The sequence below is a fragment of the Brevibacterium moorei genome (genome assembly GCF_024580735.1).
GTDB classification, from domain to species: Bacteria; Actinomycetota; Actinomycetes; order Actinomycetales; family Brevibacteriaceae; genus Brevibacterium; species Brevibacterium moorei.
Window position 1 is genome coordinate 47,860 of record NZ_JANIJX010000012.1, and the last position, 20,063, is coordinate 67,922.

Consider the following 20,063-nt stretch of genomic DNA (forward strand, 5'->3'; position numbering starts at 1 on the left):
GAGATAGGGACGCTCCTACCCCAACAACCCACTCTTCTCCCCCGTATACGTCACCATCAGCTCGTCTCGGGCACGCGTTGCAGCCACATACAGCAATGACCGTTCCTGTAGGAGCTTGTCCGCTCGCATTTCCTCCGGGGCCCCTTCTACGGCCCACGTCGGCGGCATGGAGTCCTTACCCACGTGCATGATCACCACGTTGCGGAACTCCGTGCCCTTGGACCGGTGCATTGTCATCACTACCGGCTTGCCCCGTGGCACGCCGTCCTTAGACACCTGGGCCACGGGTATGCCCAGCTCGGCCAGGCGCCGAGTCACCTCATTGACGTCCTTGTTGTTGCGCACCAGGATCGCGTTCTCCTCGGGTCGGAGGGAATCGTTCCCCTCGCTTTGGGCAAGCCACCTGTCCAGCACTTTGGCAACTGCGGCGAACTCCTCATCGCGATTCGCAAACCCCACGATGCTCGGTTCGACTCCAGCCCGTAGCGACCTGTAACCGGACTTCGACGTGGTCTTTTCCTCGACGTCCGTGTATGCCCCACCAGACAAGATCCGTAGGCCCAGACGCAGAATCGCCTCCGTCGTTCGGTAGTTCAACGACAGCGTTCGAGACCGACCCACGATGTTGATACCGAAGTGCGACAGCACGACCTTGGCCCCGTAGATCCTCTGGTGGGCATCTTCTGCAATGAACATGTCATCGCGGCCGCCACGCACCAGCGACCGAAGGAACGTCCAATGTCCGGGATTGAGGTCCTGTCCTTCATCTACCAGGACATGGTCAGCCCTATAAGCCAGCCGTCGCTCGTCCTCGGACCTGCCGGGCAGGTCGATGTTCGCGGCGTGCTGTTCTAACACCAGAGCTGCCAGATGGCGGGATTCTTCCCAGCTCACGGTGCCATCGACCTGTTCACGCGTCCGGTAAGCCTCGAACACCTGCCACACCGCTGTGCGCTGCTGCCGGCTCATCCGCACACTGCGATTAACCCGGCGCACCTTCTTGTATCCCGCCGCATCCACGATCCGTGCGGGCAGAACCACCTGTTCGTATTCCTCTTGTAAGAACTGCGCACTCCGGGCCCGCTCGGGGAGTTCCGCCGTCGCGGCATCCAACACGTCCTGCCAGACTCTGTCGTTTGTTCGCTTGAGCACTGTGGTACGCGAGCGCCCCAGCAGTGCCGCGCTGGCAGCGGCCAGCACACCGTTCTGGGCCCCATGCAGCACCTGGTACACCAGCTTGTCCAGACCCGCGACGTGTAACCCCTCATCGCCCAGTCTGTCGGCTCGGCCGACGTGCGGATCCAGGATGGCGACCTGCTCGTCGAGTTGATCTGCCAGGTTGGCTGTGTAGGTGGTCAGCACGACGCGTGGCCGGGTGCCGGCTGCCTGGTCGGCATCCGTGGCTCCGGCTGCCTTCTGCTTGGCCAATCGGACCGCACGATGTACTAGGACGATGGTCTTACCGGTGCCCGCTCCGCCTGTCAGCCGGAACGGCCCGTTGTATCCGCTCTGGGCGTACCGTCGTTGTTCCGGGTGCAGGAACACGCGCCAGGCTGCGAAATCGCCGTCTTCGACGACGGCTTTGAGCTCCTCCTCCCCCTTGATTGCGGCGAAGCTCAGCTGGGCGGCCGGAGTCCGCAGACCCGCTGCCAGGGCATCGTCCTCGGACACACTTCCACCGACGGCCGAGGCCACAGCGGCTCCCCCGGTTTCCTCACCACGGGCAGGTTCCGGCCGGGTCTCTGTTCCGGGCTGTCCAGCGACATTGGCCTCAGCCACCACGGGTGTGCCCACATGTTCGGGCTCGGCGCCTTTGAGTTTGTCTTGCAGTTCGGCAAGGGTCGTGCCCGATGCCAGGTCCAGCAATGCGTCTACCTGCCATTCGGGGATCTCGGGGATCCGTTCGAATGCGGTGAGCAGCTCGTCCACGCTTGTGCAGCCCCGGGCGATTCCAACTGCTCGGGGACTGATTCCCAACACCCCGGTGAGCTGGGTGTCGTCCACCCGCCCCAGGGTTTCCGCCAGTGGTTTGTCACCGAAGACCGGGTCCGCGGGAGTCGCCGGCTTGGTTGCACCGCTGTCGGAACCGCTACTGTCCAGGCCTACCAGCTTGGCTGCCTGGTCGTATGCCTCCTGTTGTTTGGCCCAGTCACTGTCCTGCCAGGCACCAGCCGCGCCCGGTCCACCGGACGCACCGGCTCCGGGACCCGCGGCGGACTCCACGTATTCGACCTCGGTTACACCGTTGACCGGGTTAACCGTCAACTTGACCTTGCGAGCGATGTCGATAACGTCGTCATGGGGATAGACCCCATAGACCACCCAGATGGTTCCCTGTTGGCTGTCGATGCGAAACAAGGCCGCCCGATAGAAGTCATCCACCCGACCGGTCCGGAAGCGTTTGTCCGCCGAATTGTTGATCGGTTCGACATGCAATCCGGGAACCGAATCGTCATCATCGAGCTTCATGAGGAAGTCCATCATCTTGGACTTCACCGATTTCTCCAGCTTGAGCTTACGGTAGTTGCTGCTCATCGTGAGACTCATGCTGTTCCTCCTGCGGCGGTGCCCATCAACGCTTCTTTCACCTTATCGGCTTGGGCGGACACAACTGTCCACCCTTCCGCCTGCAGGTCTTCAGCGTCACCGTCTTCCGGGTCCAGCAGCACCACGATGTTGGCCTGCGGCCAGCTCAAGTCCATGGGCACACCATTCTCCGATTCCTCGCCCACGTCCGGTACGGCGGTCACACCCGCGGCGTGCAGCTGCAGCACGAACTCCTTTTCCGCGGGTTCCAGTTCTCCGGATTCCAGCAGGGTCTTCCAATCGCCAGAAAGCTGTGCAGTGTCGACTTCAACCCCGATATCAGCCTGGGGCTCCACGAAGTCCAGACCTCCAACACTCTCCGAAGCCACATCACCGATCGTGACGGGCAATTCGGCCAGCAGCTGTTGGACCGAGGCCACGGTCGTGTGGTGCGGCACCTGGCGGTAGCTGCACAGGTTCGAAAGGTACAGCCATTCGGCCCATGCCGTGGCGAACTGTGGGTCGTCCAGGGCCGAGTCACGGTCATCCAAGACCACTGCAACGTCGATCCCCGCGCCGTTGACAATTTCCACCAGGACAGTGAGCGGACCGCGCGTGCACAGTACCCCGCCTCGAACCGGATTCCCGTTCGCATCCACCGGAGCCGTCATGGGATCCAACGCCGAGGTCCCCGTTACCTGTCCCAGAACAACCTGGGCCAGATCCGCTTGCCCAGCCGGCCCTGCCGATTTGGGCGGCAAGACAACAGGGCGCGCTCCCAACACCGGGTTGTTGAAGTTGAAGAAGAACATCGGCATTCCGTTGGCCGCATAGCGCAGAGCCTGTGGGACTTCTTGGGCGTCGCGGCTGGCAGACTGCACCAGGTTGACCAGCAGGTCGATCGGATTGTGCAGATAGGACTCGGATTGTCCAGTCCATCCGTATCGTGCCTGGTTGAGGATGCGTGCAACGATCTGCTGATCAAACCAGACGGGCAAACCACCAGTTTCCAGACCTCCGAGCGCCGCTCCAGAACTGCTGCTGGCTCCCATGCCGGCCTGAGCCGCCAGTTCTTCCTCCGCCTGGCGCACCTCTGCCGCGGTCAGGGATACGACCGCATATCCTTTGGCCCGCAGGCTCTGTCGCTTCCGTGCGTCGTCGGCCACGTTGTTGTGCGCGTGGGACGCGTGGTAGGCGAAGCCGTCGGTGAAGATTGCCACCGGCGGAATGCTGGGCAGCTGGCTGCGCAGCACGAAGTCGGGCCTGACCTGCCCGTCCACGGTCTCTTGTTCGCGCAGGCTCCAGCGGATGCCGGAGCCAGGCTGTTGGATCGTCCACTCGACACCGGTAGGGCCGGGGCGTTCCTGCACGTCCAGGCCGGCCAGGTCGAAGCGGGTGCGCAGAACTTTCCGGAAGCTCTTCTCCAGGTAGGAGTCCGGGTCCGCCGGCTTTGGCGCTTCAGTCGTAACGGACCACAGCAGCGGGTTCTCATCAGAATCTGCTCCGGGGGCTCCGGTACCGGGCTGACCTGATCCGGGCTGGGCCGCATCTACGGCGTCCAAATCCACGCCCCGTCCTGCCTTCAGGATTTTCGTCAGCAGGGATTCTGCGGACGCCCGGCTGACCTTTCCTGTATCGCCATAGGTCGCATACGGCAACAGACAGTCGCCGCAGGCCCACATCCCCTCGTTCTGACAGTGACAGGACCGCACGACCCGCCGCGCTTCGTCCAGGATGCCCCAAACGGTCTCCGGCCGGCTCAAGTCCGCCAGGTAGCCGGTACCGCCTGGCACGGTGTCGTGCAGCAGCAGGGCATCGGCCACACCAGTGGCCGTGCCCCCGGACTGGATGGGTTCTCGTGCCAACATCACGTCGATGTGGTCGGGGTCCCCACCCAGGTGTTTCGACAGGCCCAAGCGGATGGCCGCGACCAGGCTGGGTAGGGCCGCTTGGTCGCCCACCAGCAGTTCCTCCGGCAGGCGCACCAACGATCCCTGCGTGCGCAGCCGATGGGTGAGCACGACCTGCACATTGTGCTCCTCATATGCTTTGCGGTGCTTGCACCACGGACGGTGGTCCAAGGAGCTGTTCCCGTTGGTCTGGCTGTCCTGTTTACCGCAGCTCTCACAGATAACGAACCCAGGGCTTTTGAGGGCCTGACCGCCGGTGAGCACTTCGCGTCCGGACATACGGGGACCGAAGTTCACACTGGTGATGGTGACGTTCTTCAGATAGGCCACCCCGAAGTTGTAACCGTCCACGTACCAGCGTTCGGCCACCTGGTCCAGGTCCACATCGGCCAGGGACTGCACGGTGAAGGACCGTTGTCTGCGCTCATCGTCGCTATCGGTGATGGAGGCCTCATCACGGTTGACCATGGCGGACACCCGCCGCAGGCGCACCGCCGCCAGATGCTGGCCGACATCGGCGATCGATTTGTCCTGGCAGCGCGGACACACGGCCGGGGCGGTGTCGTCGCCGCGCAGTTCCACGGTGTATCCGCATTGGCCGCAGAGGGCCAGGGTGTACTGATCCTGGTTGTCTGGTCCCCGGTCCAGCGCATCGATTCTGATCTGCATACCGCGGCCGTAGAACGTGGAGCCCAGGGCGAAATCGCGCAACGCCAGTCGGGCACCGCGATTGAAGCTCACCTGTTGGTTCCGGTATTCCTGCATTTCCTGATCGCGCCAGCGCGTGTCCACACTGAGTTCTGCGGTGTCGTCCAACAGCGTGTAGTTGGGCAGTAGCTGTGCAGATTCCAGCGCGGATATCCAGTATTCGTCGCGTGCGTCCGCCAACGCCCGGGTGGTCGCCCCATGCGCGGCTTTCGCCTCCTGCAGTTCGCGGCGCGCCTCGTCCGAGGCCTTCTCCGGGTCCTTGCCCACCGCCACCAGAAGATCCGGCAGGGCCTGGTCGATTGCGGCAAGCCGGTGCTGCAGGGACTCCAGCTGCCGATTGAAAGCACCGTGCGCCTCCCACACCATCTGCTGCAGCCCACTCTGTCCATCGGCCGCACCATCATGTGTGGGTACTGCCCAGGCCCGCAGCTCGTCGCCGGCCAAGTGCAGGCTATCGCCGAAAGTACCCAGGAATTCGTTCAGAAGTTCCCGACTGTGGGCATCGTTCAGTTCCAACACTCGGTTGAGGAATGCGGACTGGCCGGGGTCCCCGGTGAACACGCCGCTGGCATTGCGCGGCCACGGTGTGTCTGCCGTCTGGGTGTCAGCCAGCTTGTCGATAAGGAACGCGATGTACTGGCGCTTGATCATCTCCACCGCGTCCAGGTAGGTGGCCGGAGGCCTGACCGCGCCGTTGATCATGGTCAGTGGGTTCTTCACCACGGGCAAGTCTTTGCCGCGGCCTTCAACGAACGCCAGGCTGAGAGCATTACCTGTCAAGCGTCCCGCGCGTCCCACTCGTTGAACGTAGCTGGCCATGGTCTTGGGCAGGGAAGCAAGCATGATGGCGGATAGGTCGCCGATGTCGATGCCCATTTCCAGAGTGGGTGTCGCCACTAGGACATTCGGGGCCGAAGGATTGCCCTGGTCATTCTTGAACCCATCCTCATAGGCTTTCCGAACCCGGGACTCCAAAATACTCGAATGCTCCCGAGCAACAATCCGGTGCATTTCCGAACTGGTGTAGAGCTTGCGATAGAAGTTCGGTTCGATGGTCCCGCGTGCCAGAGTGCCGGTACATCCGGACAACAGGCAGGGGGTTCCCTCCAGCTGATCCAGTGCATCGCTGGCCAGTGGGAATTCCGCCTGGCACAGCCCACACACCAACTGTGGGGTTGGGCCCTCGTCACCTATGCTGCCGGCGGCAGCTGCATCGTAGGACTTTTCCAGATTCACATTGGTCGCGTCCAAACCATAGACCTTGGCGGTGGAATCGTTCTTCGTGGGGAATTCGCGGATCAGGTCGCGCTGCGCCATTTTCTGCAGCAGCAGTTTGACCGCTCCTGCCGACTGTTGACGGCCCAGGCCGAAGAGTCTGCGGGTGTAGTCGGCATACCAGCCCTGCGGGGATTCGACCGGATCGAAGAGTGATTCGGACTTGCCGCGCTTACGGCGCTGTGCGGAGCCGGTGATCGCGAAGGCTGGGCCGTTGCGGGTGCCAGGAAATGCGGGCATGCCCTGGTCGCGCTTGCGCTTGCCCCAGATCCAAATCCGGAAGCCGCCGTCGGCGATGTATGCGTCCAGCCAGGGGTGGTAGATCGCGCCCTGAGTGCGCAGGCGTTCGGCCACGCCGCGTACCCAAGCGGTCTGTAGTCGGCTGGGGTGAGCGTCATCGGGACCGTTCAGCGCCAGTTCGCCATATTTCTCCCCGGATTCGGCCAGAACCCCGCTAGCCAATTCCTGCAGTTCGTCCGGATTTGGCAGTAGGACTTCTGCGGCAATGGTCCCCGTCCTGCTCAGGGTGCGACCGTAGCGGGAGTCGAGGCCGAATTCCAAGGCGGTGTCGAAGGCCAGACGCTTGGCAACCTTCTTGCGAGCATCGGCATTGCGTTTCCCCGGCTGTTCCCACCAGGCCTGCACGTCGGAGAAACGATCCGTCTTGGAGAATTCCGGAGGCAACACGCGGTAACGGCGTTCTGGGTCGTCCCCGGCCTGGGTGAGAATGCGGTCGGCCACCAGGTCCAGGCTGCCGCCATCGCCTACAGCATGTGCGATGATATTACGCCTGGTCAACACGTGGGAACGGGACTCGACGAAGCCCGCACGGTGGGCGGCGTCCTGCACGGAGTCGGTGAAGACCAGGGACTTCTTCTCTGCCGGGGTCAGTGTCTGGTCACCGAACAGGGTGGACAGAGTCACTGACAATAGGGTGGCGACGGCGGCACCCAGGAAGCGGATGGAGTCGCGTTCGCCGCAGGCCGGGCAGTAATCATCCACGGATTTCTGGTCGGAGTCGGTGCTGGCGCGACCTCCTTCCCAGACCAGCACAGGTTCGATCTTGCCTGCTTCCAGGTCCTTCTTCACCTGTTCCGTGACGGAAGCCCCGAACACCCCTGCGGCATCGATCAGTTCGCGATCGACCACGTGGAAGCCAGCCAGGTTGGCATGCAGAGAGTCTTCGTCACCGGCGGATTGCAGATAGCGGTCTGCCTCAGTACCGGCGGCGATGAGTGCACGGAAATGTGGGTTCTTATTAGCCTTTTCGCGGCGGATGTCTTTGTCCTGGGTCTGAGCTACCAGCCCTTGGCCCACGGGGCCGGCAGTAACGCCCCAACCGGAACGGCCGCAGTTGCGACAGTAGATGGCTGGAAAATGCGACCAGGATTCCAGTTGTTCATTCCCGTCTGCAGACTGGGCGGCCAGGCCATCCAAGCTGTCCACCACTGCTTGACCATCATCGGTCCAGCTGAACTCATTGCCCATGCCGCCGGCGCTGCGGTCGATCCGGCTGACTGCCCGGATCCACATATGTACGTCCACGGTAGGTGCGGCCAGGCCTTGACCTGCACGGATCACGCTGAGGGCTGCCACCAGGTGGCCCAGATAAGCAGACGCGGTGGCCACCGTGCGTTCAGGGCTCTTTCCCGTATCCCGAGCGCCCAGTAGTTCACGAGCCAAGTCGTCCTGGGACCTGGCCTGGTATGTAGCCGCGAGTAGGTCTTTGATGAACGGATGCTGTTTGATCAGTGCCAGCTGTGTGGACGTGTCGGCGCCGATAGTGTCAGCAATGATCTGCCACTTGGCGTGGAGTTCGCGGACCGCAGGGCTCTGTTGACCGTCGTCAGTGCGCAGCCTGGTACCCGCGGGCAAGGGAAAGTCAATGGAGTAAACAGTGGCCAGTGCTCGCAGAGCAAGGGATTCCGGCGTCAGGCCGGTTACCTCACCGGAATCCAGCCATGTTTTCGCGGCCCGCAGGTCGAAGGCGTTCTGATCGCCAAGGTCGATAGGCTGCAGTCTGCTTTGTTCAACCGTGAGCTCTGCACCCGGTAGGTCAGACCATTCATCCACGCTATAGCGGGATTCGGTAACGACCGTATCGGATGGGAAGGGTTCGCCAAAGACCCTCTCCGCGAAGCGCAAGAGCTGGTTGGGTCCGGATTCGCTGTTGTCGCCTAGCGTGGCACTGGTGGCAACGGGAGTGATCCGTCCCAGAGGACGGACCCGGTCGGCATCAGTGATGTTGGGATGTTCATCCGGCCAGTGCGATTTCACTTTCACACCAAGCCGCCGTAACAGCATCGCCACATCGGTTCCTTGGGCACCGTCATAGGTGTGGAATTCGTCCAGGACCAGGTATTGCAAGCTCAAAGCGCTGAGTTGCCAGAGTTTTTGGTCCTGTGGGCGCAGCAGCAGTTGATCCAACATCTTGTAGTTGGTCAGCAGGATGTCTGGCGGATTCTCCCTGATGGCCTCCCGGTCGTTGATCAGGCCCTCTAGGGCGACCATTGACCGAGTCGTGTCGCCTGCGTCCCCCGTGTAGATCGCAGCTCGTATGCCCGACAGTTGCGCATTACCGGTAATGAGTTTCGCCAGGCGTTGAGCTTGGTCTGTAGCCAGGGCATTCATCGGGTAGAGAATCAAGGCACTCACACCCGACCCACCGCGGCGCTTATGCCGGACCACATGGTCCAAGATCGGATAGAGGAAGGCCTCCGTTTTACCCGAGCCCGTGCCGGTTGTGACCAAAGTAGGTTGGGGCCGCTCCCCCACAGCCTGACCAGCCGATGACAGCCTGGAAAACGCGCGGGCCTGGTGACCATATGGGGTGAACCCTGCAGGCAACACATCTAGGACCGAGGCACCAGCCTCATCCGGCTTAAACGGCATCCGCGTACGCACATATGGTCCCCGGAAGATCCCATCGTCGGGATCGGCCAGGAAGGCGTCAAAGGCTTCACGGACGTCTCTGTCAGCCAGGGCGAAGCTAGTCTGCAAGTACTCAGACAGCGCATCACGGGTGCGTGCAGCCTGGGATGTGGGAAGGAGTTGGGACATGAGTACAGACTATCGGGTTTTCGCCTCCGCGAATCCGCTCAGGGTTCCATAGAAAACACCTCCTCCACTGAAACCTCCGAATCGCAGACGAGGCCAGAACCATCAAATACCAGAATCTTGAATAAATACTCTATAGTGCACGTCGGCGACGTCAAGACTAGAATTATCGGCCATTAACCATTTCAAAGCGTTCAATAAAGGCATAGACACGATCTGAGCGGCAGCTGGGATTCCAGCCAAGATTGAATTAGTAAGTACATCTAATCCCATATGCGACGCCGCTCCAGCCGTACCTGCTCCACCAACCAAGCCAACTACGAGATTCTCTTTCAACGAGCTGCGCCAATCGTACTTAAATTTACCATAATCCTTCAAAAAATCACTTCGTATCTTCTGTGTCTGACGACGAAGAGTCTGCTTTGTAGATTCTTCTTTCAATAGCGAACCATCAGAACAGTTAGAGAACGAATGAGCAACCTCTGCAATATCGTCGCGGAAGCGCCGCGAAAATTTTGATTGCCTAAATTCTACGAGCTGAGCAGGGGTCAACCGCTCAAACTCGCCAATACCAGGAGCGGGTAATTCCATCACTTCACGATGACTCTGAAGTGCTCCGAAATTAATTTCACCTATTCCAGGCAACGAAAAACCGAGATTCAGACTATCCAGTAACCATTCTAGCGTAAACTCGGGCAAGGTCCACTCCGGCATATATAAATCAAGCTTGCCGTCACTATTCCCTACAACATCAAGTGTCTTAAATAGCTCGGACAGACCAAGAATACGCTGCTGATCTTCACGAATGTTGCGGAGCGCCTGAAGGCCCTCGACATCTTCATTTGGTTCTTTAACATACACCGACCGAGCCTCATCAATGTAGGAATCTACACCTGACATTGGAGTGCTGAAATACTGTAGCAGGCCAGATTCCTCTAATTCTGCGAACCGCACAACCTGAGCAAGGTCAGCAACGCCGTTAGGAAACTCTTGGTCACCAAGTACAGCCCCGACAGGCAGACTACCTTCAGCCGCACGCATTTTAGACCATTCGCCCATGCGGTCCCTCACCCCGAGGCTATCACTATATAACAGTGCCCGTCGCGCAAATGCCAATTCGTGATCGCCTCTACCGGAATCCTCCGCAGGATTAATATAGTCGCTCACAAAGGCCGGGCGATAGTCGTCACGCTTCTTTTCGGAAACATCAGGAAGATACCCTTTATATTTATCGTAGACATCAAGAACCCTGTTTAGAATATCATCATTCTTCTCGAAGGAGTTCCCAATAAAGAACGACTCATCGGGCAGATCGCCTAATGCCTCTTTAATAATATCGACTCTGTACATAATGCGCCCATGCTAGCAGATCATCCTCGGAATTACGTGAGGACGTTTCTCCAAATACTGGTATCACTCCGACTTCTCGTCAAACGCATCAATCGCATACCTCATTGCGGCCTCACGGTCGAGGGTGATGAACGGGGGTTGGTAGGTATAAGTGCCGTCCGATATGGGGTCGAGGTTACCCTCCTGTTTTTCGTGGAGTGCGACGATTTCCTTGGGGACTAGGCGACCGGATTTGTCGTAGTGGTCGCGTTGGGTGTCGTATTTGTAGAGGACGGGGAACTGGGCGCGGTAGATCGAGCAGAGTTCGTCTGCTGTCACACCAAGCATGAGCGCTACTAGTGCGTCGATCTCCAGCTGGGCTTGCCTGCGGTCGGCTGCCTGGCGCAGTGGAGTGTTAGGAGTCCACTCCGGCTCGATGGTACTCATGTCATGCGACTCTGCATAGCCGTATCTCCCAGTCCAGCCGTCGTACGGTTGTCTTTTAAGGTGATCGCCTTGGATCTTGTTACCTCCGGTATCCTGCTCACCTCGCATGAAAGGAACACAAGTATTCCAGAGGTCAGCGTAGGCGTCGGTTAAGCAGTTTAGGCGGAGGACTCTGTGCACCAACGTCGGTAGTAATGGATGATTGAGCGACGGCATGGGCAGTTTTGAAAATGGTCGGCCCTTTATATGAGCTTTTGGTGCGGACCGAATCTGATAGTCGCAAAGCAGTGACGATGCCACGCCTTGGACAATAGCGAGTAATGTACCGACGTCATTGGGAATCCATGCGCTTACGACAGTGAATAGATGAGCGCTACCTGGAGGAATGATTGCTGGAATTAGGGATCGTACGTTAGCTGGCTGCGCCATCGATCGCCAGGCGACTCGGTAGTGGTCGCGAGCTGCCACTTTACTTCCGTTCGGCAGGATCCAGTGGGTGTACTGTTTGTCGTATTGGCCGTCTTTGCGAATTGGTTTGTAGCTGGTAACCGGTACAGCGTCATCACGCAACTTTTCCAAATCGAGATCCGACCAGTCACCATTATTCTTCATTGTCTCGTTTGGCTGCTTGTAGAATGGCGCGTCGACGTGGAAGTTCGGGCCTTGTAAGATTACGTCGGCCCACGAATCGGGCATCCCCCACTTCTTCTCAAAGCGACCTTTGTTGAAGTCCGTCGTTTCATTCCAACCTTGCGAAAAGTAGGGCCTCAGTTGTCCGATTCGCTTCTGGCGTGAAAGCTTCCCCAACACATCCGCTGCTGAACGGTTTACAGCATAGAGCATTTCTGTTTCCAGAACAGGAGTTTGCTCGTCGGCTAGGGCGTCCCTCCATGCTTCAAGTTGTGGATACTCGATCCGTAATATTCTGCCTGCGTGTGCGGAGGTATCCCAATGTCCGTCAGCCGTCTTCAGACCTGGCTCGGCACCTTCACCGCTGTGCAATAGTGACCGCTCAATGGTTTCGGGGTTATGCAGCGATGCTGCCATAAGGAACGACGGCTGGACCTGGGGCAAACCGTAGATATGAATACCGAAAATTTGCTTGCTATCAGCCTCGAACAATTTAGTTGCGTTTGAAAATTGCCAGTGCCGACGTAAACGCGAGTAAGACTCGCGGCGAAGTCGCTGAGCTTTGTCGTCGGTGAAGTGCGTCTCAGGATGGATCAATCCGATGGCGCCGCGGAATGAGGCATGGCTCCATGTCTCTTCCATAAAGCAACGATAAAGATCTGTCCTAAGTGCCGAGATAATCGGGTATGTCGAGACATCACTGAGGAAGGTCCGGTTCGCGCTATTATAAGACGCCTGGGTAACGTACTCGCGCAGGCTCTCTTGAACAATCAGCGCTTCATCCTTGAGCCTATTGAACCTCGCCGGCGGCATCTTGCCCTCAAGTGCAAACGACACGTCGAAGTCGCCGAGGATGTCGGCTTCGTTCCAGTCAGGACGCACCCACGGCGGATTACCCAGCTGGAGGTCAAATCCCCCCTTTTGGAAAACGGTGGCGAAATCGAGTTCCCAGTGGAAGAAACCCTGCTGCTTGGCGATGTCCTCGGATACTCGCAACCAAGGGTGGGCAGTAAGGACCTTCTCGACATCAGTGACAGCCTGGCTGAAGACCAGTTGGTTAACCTCGTAGTCGTTGAGTTCGGCCCAGGAATCAACGTCTGCGATCGTGCTCTGACCAGCAACTTCTTTCCTGCTCACCTTCAGCGGCTTGCCCAACAGCTGCTCGCACGTCTCCAGCCATTCGTCGATGCTCGGCAGCTTTACCTCGGTTTCTGTCAGCGGCCAGAACCATAGCGCGCACCAGGCGTCCATGACGCGACGCAGCCTACGGTAGGCACCGTTCTCATCAGCCAGCTTGCGTTCAACCTCAGCACGGGTGACGGGTGCTTCGACTCCGGGTGCACCACGCTGCTCCCCGGCCACATCGTACTGGTCTGCTGGATCGGCTTCTTCGAAACCCCAGACTCCCATGACACGGCGGGTCTCGGACTCGGCGATGGTGAGGCGTCGCAGGGCGGTCTTCCACAGGGCGTCGACCTGATCGGCCAAGGCCTCGGCACGCTGCAGTTGGGTTTTGCTCAATTTGAGCCGTACAGTCTTGCGCCAGTCTTTGAGTGCCTTCACGGCCTCGGGTGCCAGGTTCCTGCCCTCTTTGGCATCGGCCGCTGCACCCCACCCTTCTGCAGGCAGGAGGAACTGGTAGATGGACTTTGCATCGCGCACTGGGTCGCCATCGGCATCCAGAGCAACACGTGCGGGCGTGGACTTCAAATAGCTCTTGTCCCGGGCCACCGTGTAGTTATAGACAGACCGGCGAGCGCCGATCAACGAGTTACCGCGCCGCAGCCGCAGGCCGAACCAGGGTGCGGCCAGCCCTGCAACCATGGTGTCCAGCCACAGGGATATCTCCGCCAGTTCCACGGCCGTGGCGTTGAGGTCCACGCCATAGACGTTGTGCAGGGCAATATAGGCCTTTGTCTTCTGCAATTCCCGGGGATAGGCCTCGGGATCGATCTTCTCGTTGCGCTCGTCCTGTTTGCGCTTGAGATACTCAGCGGCCAGCTGGCGCACGCCTTCCAAGGCGAAGGCGCCGGACCCTAGAGCCGGCTCGCACACCGTCATCTGCAGGATGTCGTCAGCCTTAGTGTCGTCGGTCAGGAGTTCTGCCAAGGCCTGGCTAACCGTGAACTTGGTCAGGACCTCGGGCGTGTAATAGGAGGCCGACTGTTGCCGGTCCCGCCCGGACAGGCGGAAGACGAAGGACCCAGCCCGGTGCACCACCCGGTCCATATCCCCTGTCAGGTCACTAGGGGTCTTGACGAAATTATCATCGCCGATGTGATCGGCCCGGTCGGTCGGCACAACCCAGCTGCCCTTGGACGGGTCGCCGTGCGGGGCGACTTCGAACAGATCATGTTCAGCGAAGAAGCCGGTATAGGACATGAGTCCCTCATATACGCGGCCAAGCTGGTTGATGCCCAGTTCCGCGTAGCTGATGAAGCCACGCTGTTTGTTCTTCTGTTCCTTGCTCAACAACAGTCGTGTCAGTACCTGCTGCATTGCGTCATTGCTCAACTTAACCCGGTCAATATGGGCCGTTGCCTGAGGCCTGAAAAGATCTGCCTCCAGAGGATGGAAAGTGAGCGATTCGGAATCAGCCACATCCTGGACATCCTCAGCAGGGCCACTTACCCGTAAATCGTTGTGGCCATTCTGGATTTGGTCGAACAGGACCTTGAGCGATTCGTACAGGTGGGTGCCCTGACCTCGGGAGGGGATGGGCACCAAAGCCAGGTCCCGCAGCCGGTCCAGGCTGTAGCCCGACTGGTATTCGGTGGTGCCGGCCTGCACGACCTGCAGTTCCGGACTGGCTTCCGCATAGAGCAGGAACAGGATGCGATAGAGGAAGCGCAATGACTGTTTGGCCAAGGGCTGGGCCTGCTCGGCCGGCAGGGGTTCCAGGCCCTGGGCGCGGCGGCGGGCCACCACGTCATTGGCGATGATTTCGATCGAGGTGCGCACAGCCTCGCGCAGGTCGCCCGATACCTTCTCCGTGTGCTTGACGGAATCCTCGAACACAGAGGAGAACCACGTTGTACCGTCGGCACCCGGGGCGATCGCGGCAGCCGATGCACAGGCCAGGAAACGGTCGACCGCCCCACCCTTCTTCGTGTCGCTGGTCTCCAGCAGCAGGCCCAGATCGATGCTCAAGTAGCGGCCCTCCGGCCAGCGTTCGGCCTGAGTCAACAGCATGGAGTTGCCGGCTAAGACCAGTGCCAGTTCGGGTGGATTGTCCGCGTTGAAGCGTTCGGAGAGGAACCGGGCAGCGGAGGTGGTGGTCTTGACCGCACTTTCCGCATCACCGGGGATGGAAGGCTGTTCAACAGGGGTGAGCAGCGTGGCGTCGTCCTTGACCAAGAGGTCGGTGACATCTGCGACCGGCTTGGCGAAGACGACAAGCAACGGGGATGAACCCTCATCCGTGCCCATCCCCCGGAACTCAATGTAGGGCGCCTCGGACCCGTCCGCATTCATACCCACGGTCGTGTGTGCGACGCTTGCGAAGCCCAGGTAGTGCAGCAGGTGGGAATAGAAGTCGGTGGTAATGCTCGTCTGGTCTGCGCTCAGCGGCAGGTTGATGTCGCCGCCTTCGTCCTGGGCACTCAGGCCGGCGACGTTCAGCAATTCCTTCTGCAGGGCGCCACGGACCCCGGACCATTCGCTCAGTGGAGAGGCGTCCTCGTCCTCGAACTGCTTGCGAAGTTCGAGGACCTTGGCCAGGAACGACTCCTTCTTCGAGTCCGAAGTGAAGTAGTCCTCGCTGATGAAGTCTTGGACGACGGCTAGTTCTTTCACGGGCGGGGCTCCTGGGAAACGGTGGTAACGGGGGTATCAGCGGGCAGAACCAGCAGTAGGGGCCTGACCAGAGTGCGGTCGGGCTGCATGGCCTGAATGAGTTCGGATTCGCCTTGGACTGCCTTGGACCTGTCTATACGCGTCTTTGACCGGGTCATCCTCAAGGCGGTCTGCTGCCATTGACCATTGCGTTCGGTCCAGGCGTGCACTCGGTGTTGTGCGTTGGCCGTGCTGGACTGGACCACTGCCTCGGCATTTTCCCGGATGGCGTCGACTGCGGGCGCGATCAGATGCTGATAGGCGCCGATGTCGATCCGCCCGGGATTGGAACGCCGCCCGGTCACGCCCAGTTCCCGCAACAACCCGGCGATAGTCGGGAAGGTCGCCGGCAGGCCGAAGGCGGGATTGTCCGGGTCGGGGAACTCAACGGTGCTGAACACACTGGCCACGGTCTGGCCACGCTTATTTGTCAGCCCCGCATGAATGACCACGGTGGGATAGTCCACAGCCCCCCGTACGGCATACACGCCGCCCCGTCTGGGCACCGCGGCCAGTGCTCGGTCGGATACCCACTCCAGCACAGGATGCAGCGGGCCCAGGTAGTGTGCCTCCGGCCAGAGGGAGTCGTCCTTGCGATTGGTCGAGTTGCGGGCGGCTTCCACCAGTTCCCGGCCCTTGCGCTTTTCCGTGACCAGTTTGAAGTTCTGCTTGACGTGCCGGTCGCGCAGATAGGACTCCGGCAGGTTCTCCAGGCGCGGCAGCATGTCGCGTGGCGGGGTGAGTTCCGCAATCGGCTGGCCCATATACGTGGTCCAACCGACCCCGCCCTGGCCATCGGCCGATGGCTTCTGATCAGGGTGGTCGTGGAAGACCATGTTGAGGCCGTCCTCCAGGAACTGGATGGGCGCCTGGTAGACGGACAGGCCGGTAGCGGTGGGCTGGGCAGCAGAGCCAGCGTCCAAGCCCGCTCCATCGGAAGCTGGGACAGCAGCGGCGGGCCGAGGGGCCTCGGCCACAACGGGTGCGCCGAAGCCGCCCCAGAACATGGCCATGGGATCATCGGTGGCCGGGTCAGGAGCATCCGGGACGACCTGGTCGACGTCCTGCCCCTTGGCCAGGGCATCGCGGATCGCGTCTTCCTCGGCCTTGGCACTGTACTTGCCCATGAGTGCCGCGGCATCGCCCAGGGCCTTATGGGCTTCGTTCTCCTTCTCGATGAGCTTGACCAGCACGTGGATGTCGCCGGAGAAGCTCTGAGCCTCTGGTTCCAGCACCAATGTGGTGATCTGCGGTGAGCAGGTCTGACCGTAGCGGTCGATGCGGCCGTTGCGCTGTTCGATCCGGATGAGCGACCACGGGATGTCGAAATGGACCAGTTCGTGGCACTGCGAGTGCAGGTTCACACCTTCGGAGGCCACATCGCCGGTGACCAGCACCCGGATGGGTGAGGACTTCTTCTTGAAGGATTCGACGATCTCCTGCTGTTCCTGATCGTTCAGGCCGCCGTGCAGGATCCGGACCTGGTCGTCCTTGAACTTCAGATCGGCTTTGATGTTGGCAGCAAGTGCATTGAGTGTGGCGATTCGTTCGGCGAAGACCACCACGCGTTCGGCGGACTTGGGGCCCACCTTGATCTGCTTGAGGTATTTCAACAGCTCGCCATACTTGCCCAGTTGCGGCTGTTTGGCGGCTCGGGCGGATGTGACGGCGTCCTTGGCTGCTGTAGCAAGGTCGTGTAAGCGGTTCAAGGCGCCCAGCTCATGGGCTTTGGCGGGGTCGGCAGGGGTGATATCCGGATGGCCGCCGGTGACGATCTTCCGGCGGTTGTCGACCGTCTCGATGAGTGCTTCCGGGCTGGACAGGAATGCCTTGGCCAGGGTCCATGGGAACAACTGAGTGTTACCGGAATATGGGCTCTTGCCCTGCGGATTGCCCGCGGTAGCCACGGGGTGCAGCCACACCTGGTCCAGTTCGTCAGCCACGGCGTTCTCCTCAGGGCTGGCCGTGGCGGTCAGTGCCTGTGGGTCCTTGCGTTCGGCCCAGTCCGTGCTGACCTCCTTGCGGACATCTTCGGAATAGCGGTGGCGGCGCACGACCAGCTTCTTGACCGCGTCCTCGTCCAGTTTGCCGTCAGGGCGTACCGCGGTGGGTTCGAGCAGGCGGATGAGTTCTGCGAAGGAATCGGCCTTGCCGTTGTGAGGGGTGGCACTGGCCAGGATCAGCGCATCGGTATTGCGTGCCAGCGTATTGGCCAGGCGATTGTTCAATGAGCTGGTGTTGGTGACGTTGTGGGATTCGTCGATGACGACCGCATCCCACTGGTGCTTGCGCAGATGTGCCAGGTAGCGGTCGGACTTGAGCGTGTCGATGGAGATAATGGCGCGCTTGAAGTAGGTGAAGGGATTGCGGGTCGCCGGCAGCTTCTGGCGGATCCGCTGGATGCCCTGAGAATCCAAGCGCACAAAGGGGATGGCGAACTTGGTCCACATCTCATGCTGCATCTGTTCGAGCACGTGCTTGGGTGTGACGATGAGGATGCGGTCGCCTCGGCCCCGCTTGATGAGTTCGGCCAGGATCAGGCCGATCTCGATTGTCTTGCCCAAGCCCACGGCATCGGCCAGCAGAATGCGCGGACGCAGATTGTCCGGGTCCAGGATCTTCCGCACCGGGGTGCGCTGATAGTCCTTGGCGTCGATGAGCATTCCGTCGGCCAAACGGATCCGGGTGTCCTCGACCGGGACGGCCGTCTTCATGAGTGTGGCTTCCAACCACAGGCGCGAATTGCGGTAGCCGGGGCTGTCGTCGCTGATCAGCGGGGCCTGACGCGGGTCGATGGGTGTGACTTGGTCGATGCTGTCGTAGAAGATCGCAGTGGTGTCGCGTACCAGTTCCGACAGGCCCTGTACCTCGATCCGGTTGACCGGCTTGGTTGGCTGTAGGTCCTGATGACTGGCACGTTCGTAGACAGTCTGTATGCCGGTGACCAACCAGTCCTCGTCACGGACGGTAACGACGGAGCCCGGCGCTAGCGGCGTCGCAGTCGGATGGGGCGGGGAGACTTCGGCGGCGGTCATCGACGGTACCTCTGGAGGTTGGGGAGCATATAGCTGTGATGCTATCGCAGCTAGAGGTGTTGTAACCGCCATGTGTGGGGTTACGGAGTAAAACGCTTCGACATCAGCACTTCGACTACCCGTTCGGCAGCGGCAAAATAGAATTGGAAAATGCGTAGGAGACCATGCGGAGCACCCAAAGTTTGGTAGCCTTGAAGGGACGCCCCGGTGGAGCGCTGACCCTGGAAACAGGGTTATATCTCGCCGGGGCTTTGACGTACCTACCGACACCCACGGCAAGGAGCCCCCTTGACCGGTTCACCGCGTAACCGTGATCACTCATCTGACTCGTGGGTCGAACAGTGGCTTTCAGCGCCTAGGCTTCGCCGATATCTGGCCGAGTCCGGCGGCGACCAGGAACGTGCACTCGACTTATACGAGTGGAATCTGCGGCTCGGAGCAGCGCTGATGCGGGATATCGCGCATTTCGAAGTCGCGCTGCGCAACGCCTACGACCGGGTTATGTGCGAACGGTGGCCGGGCGAGCACTGGTTGTTCGATCCTGCATCGCCGATCTTGGCACCGCTGTGGCGGACCAGACGCAGTAGGCGCGCCGACTTAAATGCGCGGAACCGCACCACTGTCGCAGATGCCGTACGCCGATGTGGAGGGCAGACGGCGAAGCCTGGTGAGGTAATTGCGGAGCTCTCCTTCGGATTCTGGAGACACTGCACCGACGCTGCGCATGAAAAGACCATCTGGGTTCCATACCTGCACCACACATGGCCGAAGAAGACGAGTCGCGTCGTACTCGAACGAACCCTCACGACGATAAATACCGCTCGAAACCGTGCCTCGCATCACGAGCCGCTCTTCGGAAACAGACCCGGCCGCGACCTGGCCGACGCGCACCGCGGAATACTCCACCTGTCCGAGCTGCTGCTACCCGAACTGGCCAGCTATCTTCGTGACACCACCACAGTGACCAGGACCCTCGCAGAACGACCTTGAGCGCTCAAGCTGCGTCGGTGGGGCACCACCCCACAGCATTATCTACTTCCAGTCCTATAGCACCCCCGTATCCAGCCCCAAAATAGGACTGGGGGTACAAAACGCGGCAGCAGCAGAGCCCGGAAAACAAAAATGGCCCGGCATCTGCCGGACCATTTTCACACCGTGCGCGAGGGGGGACTTGAACCCCCACGACCTTGCGATCACTGGCACCTGAAGCCAGCGCGTCTACCAATTCCGCCACTCGCGCAACAAGGAATACATTACACAGCCGGGACCCCCGCGCAAAATCGAGAACCCCCGAAAATCCGCCCCAGACCCC

General features: G+C 60.3%; 6 protein-coding genes and 1 tRNA gene. 1 reads left to right on the plus strand and 6 read right to left on the minus strand.

The features are described 5' to 3' along the window. Positions 1–15 precede the first annotated feature (15 nt). The 5 genes from NQ034_RS09290 to NQ034_RS09310 all read right to left on the minus strand — a co-directional run bounded on the left by NQ034_RS09290 (position 16) and on the right by NQ034_RS09310 (position 18,751). Positions 16–2,547, minus strand: coding sequence for a 3'-5' exonuclease (locus NQ034_RS09290; protein WP_257048471.1), 2,532 nt, complete (start codon positions 2,545–2,547; stop codon positions 16–18). Continuing rightward, positions 2,544–9,479 (minus strand): DEAD/DEAH box helicase family protein, encoded by a 6,936-nt coding sequence (locus tag NQ034_RS09295; RefSeq protein WP_306428212.1) that lies wholly within the window; start codon positions 9,477–9,479, stop codon positions 2,544–2,546. The genes NQ034_RS09290 and NQ034_RS09295 overlap by 4 nt, the downstream gene beginning before the upstream one ends. 102 nt (positions 9,480–9,581) lie before the next feature. Continuing rightward, positions 9,582–10,826, minus strand: coding sequence for a hypothetical protein (locus tag NQ034_RS09300; RefSeq protein WP_257048472.1), 1,245 nt, complete (start codon positions 10,824–10,826; stop codon positions 9,582–9,584). A 63-nt stretch (positions 10,827–10,889) separates the two neighbouring features. Next, positions 10,890–15,677: an Eco57I restriction-modification methylase domain-containing protein gene (locus NQ034_RS09305; RefSeq protein WP_257048473.1), complete on the minus strand. Its 4,788-nt coding sequence runs from the start codon at positions 15,675–15,677 to the stop codon at positions 10,890–10,892. Further along, on the minus strand, positions 15,674–18,751 hold the full coding sequence (locus NQ034_RS09310; protein WP_257048474.1) for a helicase-related protein: 3,078 nt from the start codon (positions 18,749–18,751) through the stop codon (positions 15,674–15,676). Before NQ034_RS09310 ends, NQ034_RS09305 begins: the two co-directional genes overlap by 4 nt. Positions 18,752–19,039: 288 nt before the next feature. On the opposite strand from NQ034_RS09310, the gene NQ034_RS09315 reads away from it, so the two are divergent. After that, positions 19,040–19,741 carry an Abi family protein gene (locus NQ034_RS09315; protein ID WP_257048475.1) on the plus strand — a complete coding sequence of 234 codons (702 nt, stop codon included), beginning with the start codon at positions 19,040–19,042 and terminating at the stop codon, positions 19,739–19,741. 166 nt (positions 19,742–19,907) lie between these two features. Here NQ034_RS09315 and NQ034_RS09320 read toward each other — a convergent pair. Further along, a tRNA-Leu gene (locus NQ034_RS09320) sits at positions 19,908–19,991 on the minus strand. Positions 19,992–20,063 lie beyond the last annotated feature (72 nt).

Bases quoted from the DNA above. Each gene is read 5' to 3' on its own strand.
- NQ034_RS09300 (WP_257048472.1), bottom strand. From the start codon at position 10,826: ATGTACAGAGTCGATATTATTAAAGAGGCATTAGGCGATCTGCCCGAT.
- NQ034_RS09290 (WP_257048471.1), bottom strand. From the start codon at position 2,547: ATGAGTCTCACGATGAGCAGCAACTACCGTAAGCTCAAGCTGGAGAAA.
- NQ034_RS09310 (WP_257048474.1), bottom strand. From the start codon at position 18,751: ATGACCGCCGCCGAAGTCTCCCCGCCCCATCCGACTGCGACGCCGCTA.
- NQ034_RS09295 (WP_306428212.1), bottom strand. From the start codon at position 9,479: ATGTCCCAACTCCTTCCCACATCCCAGGCTGCACGCACCCGTGATGCG.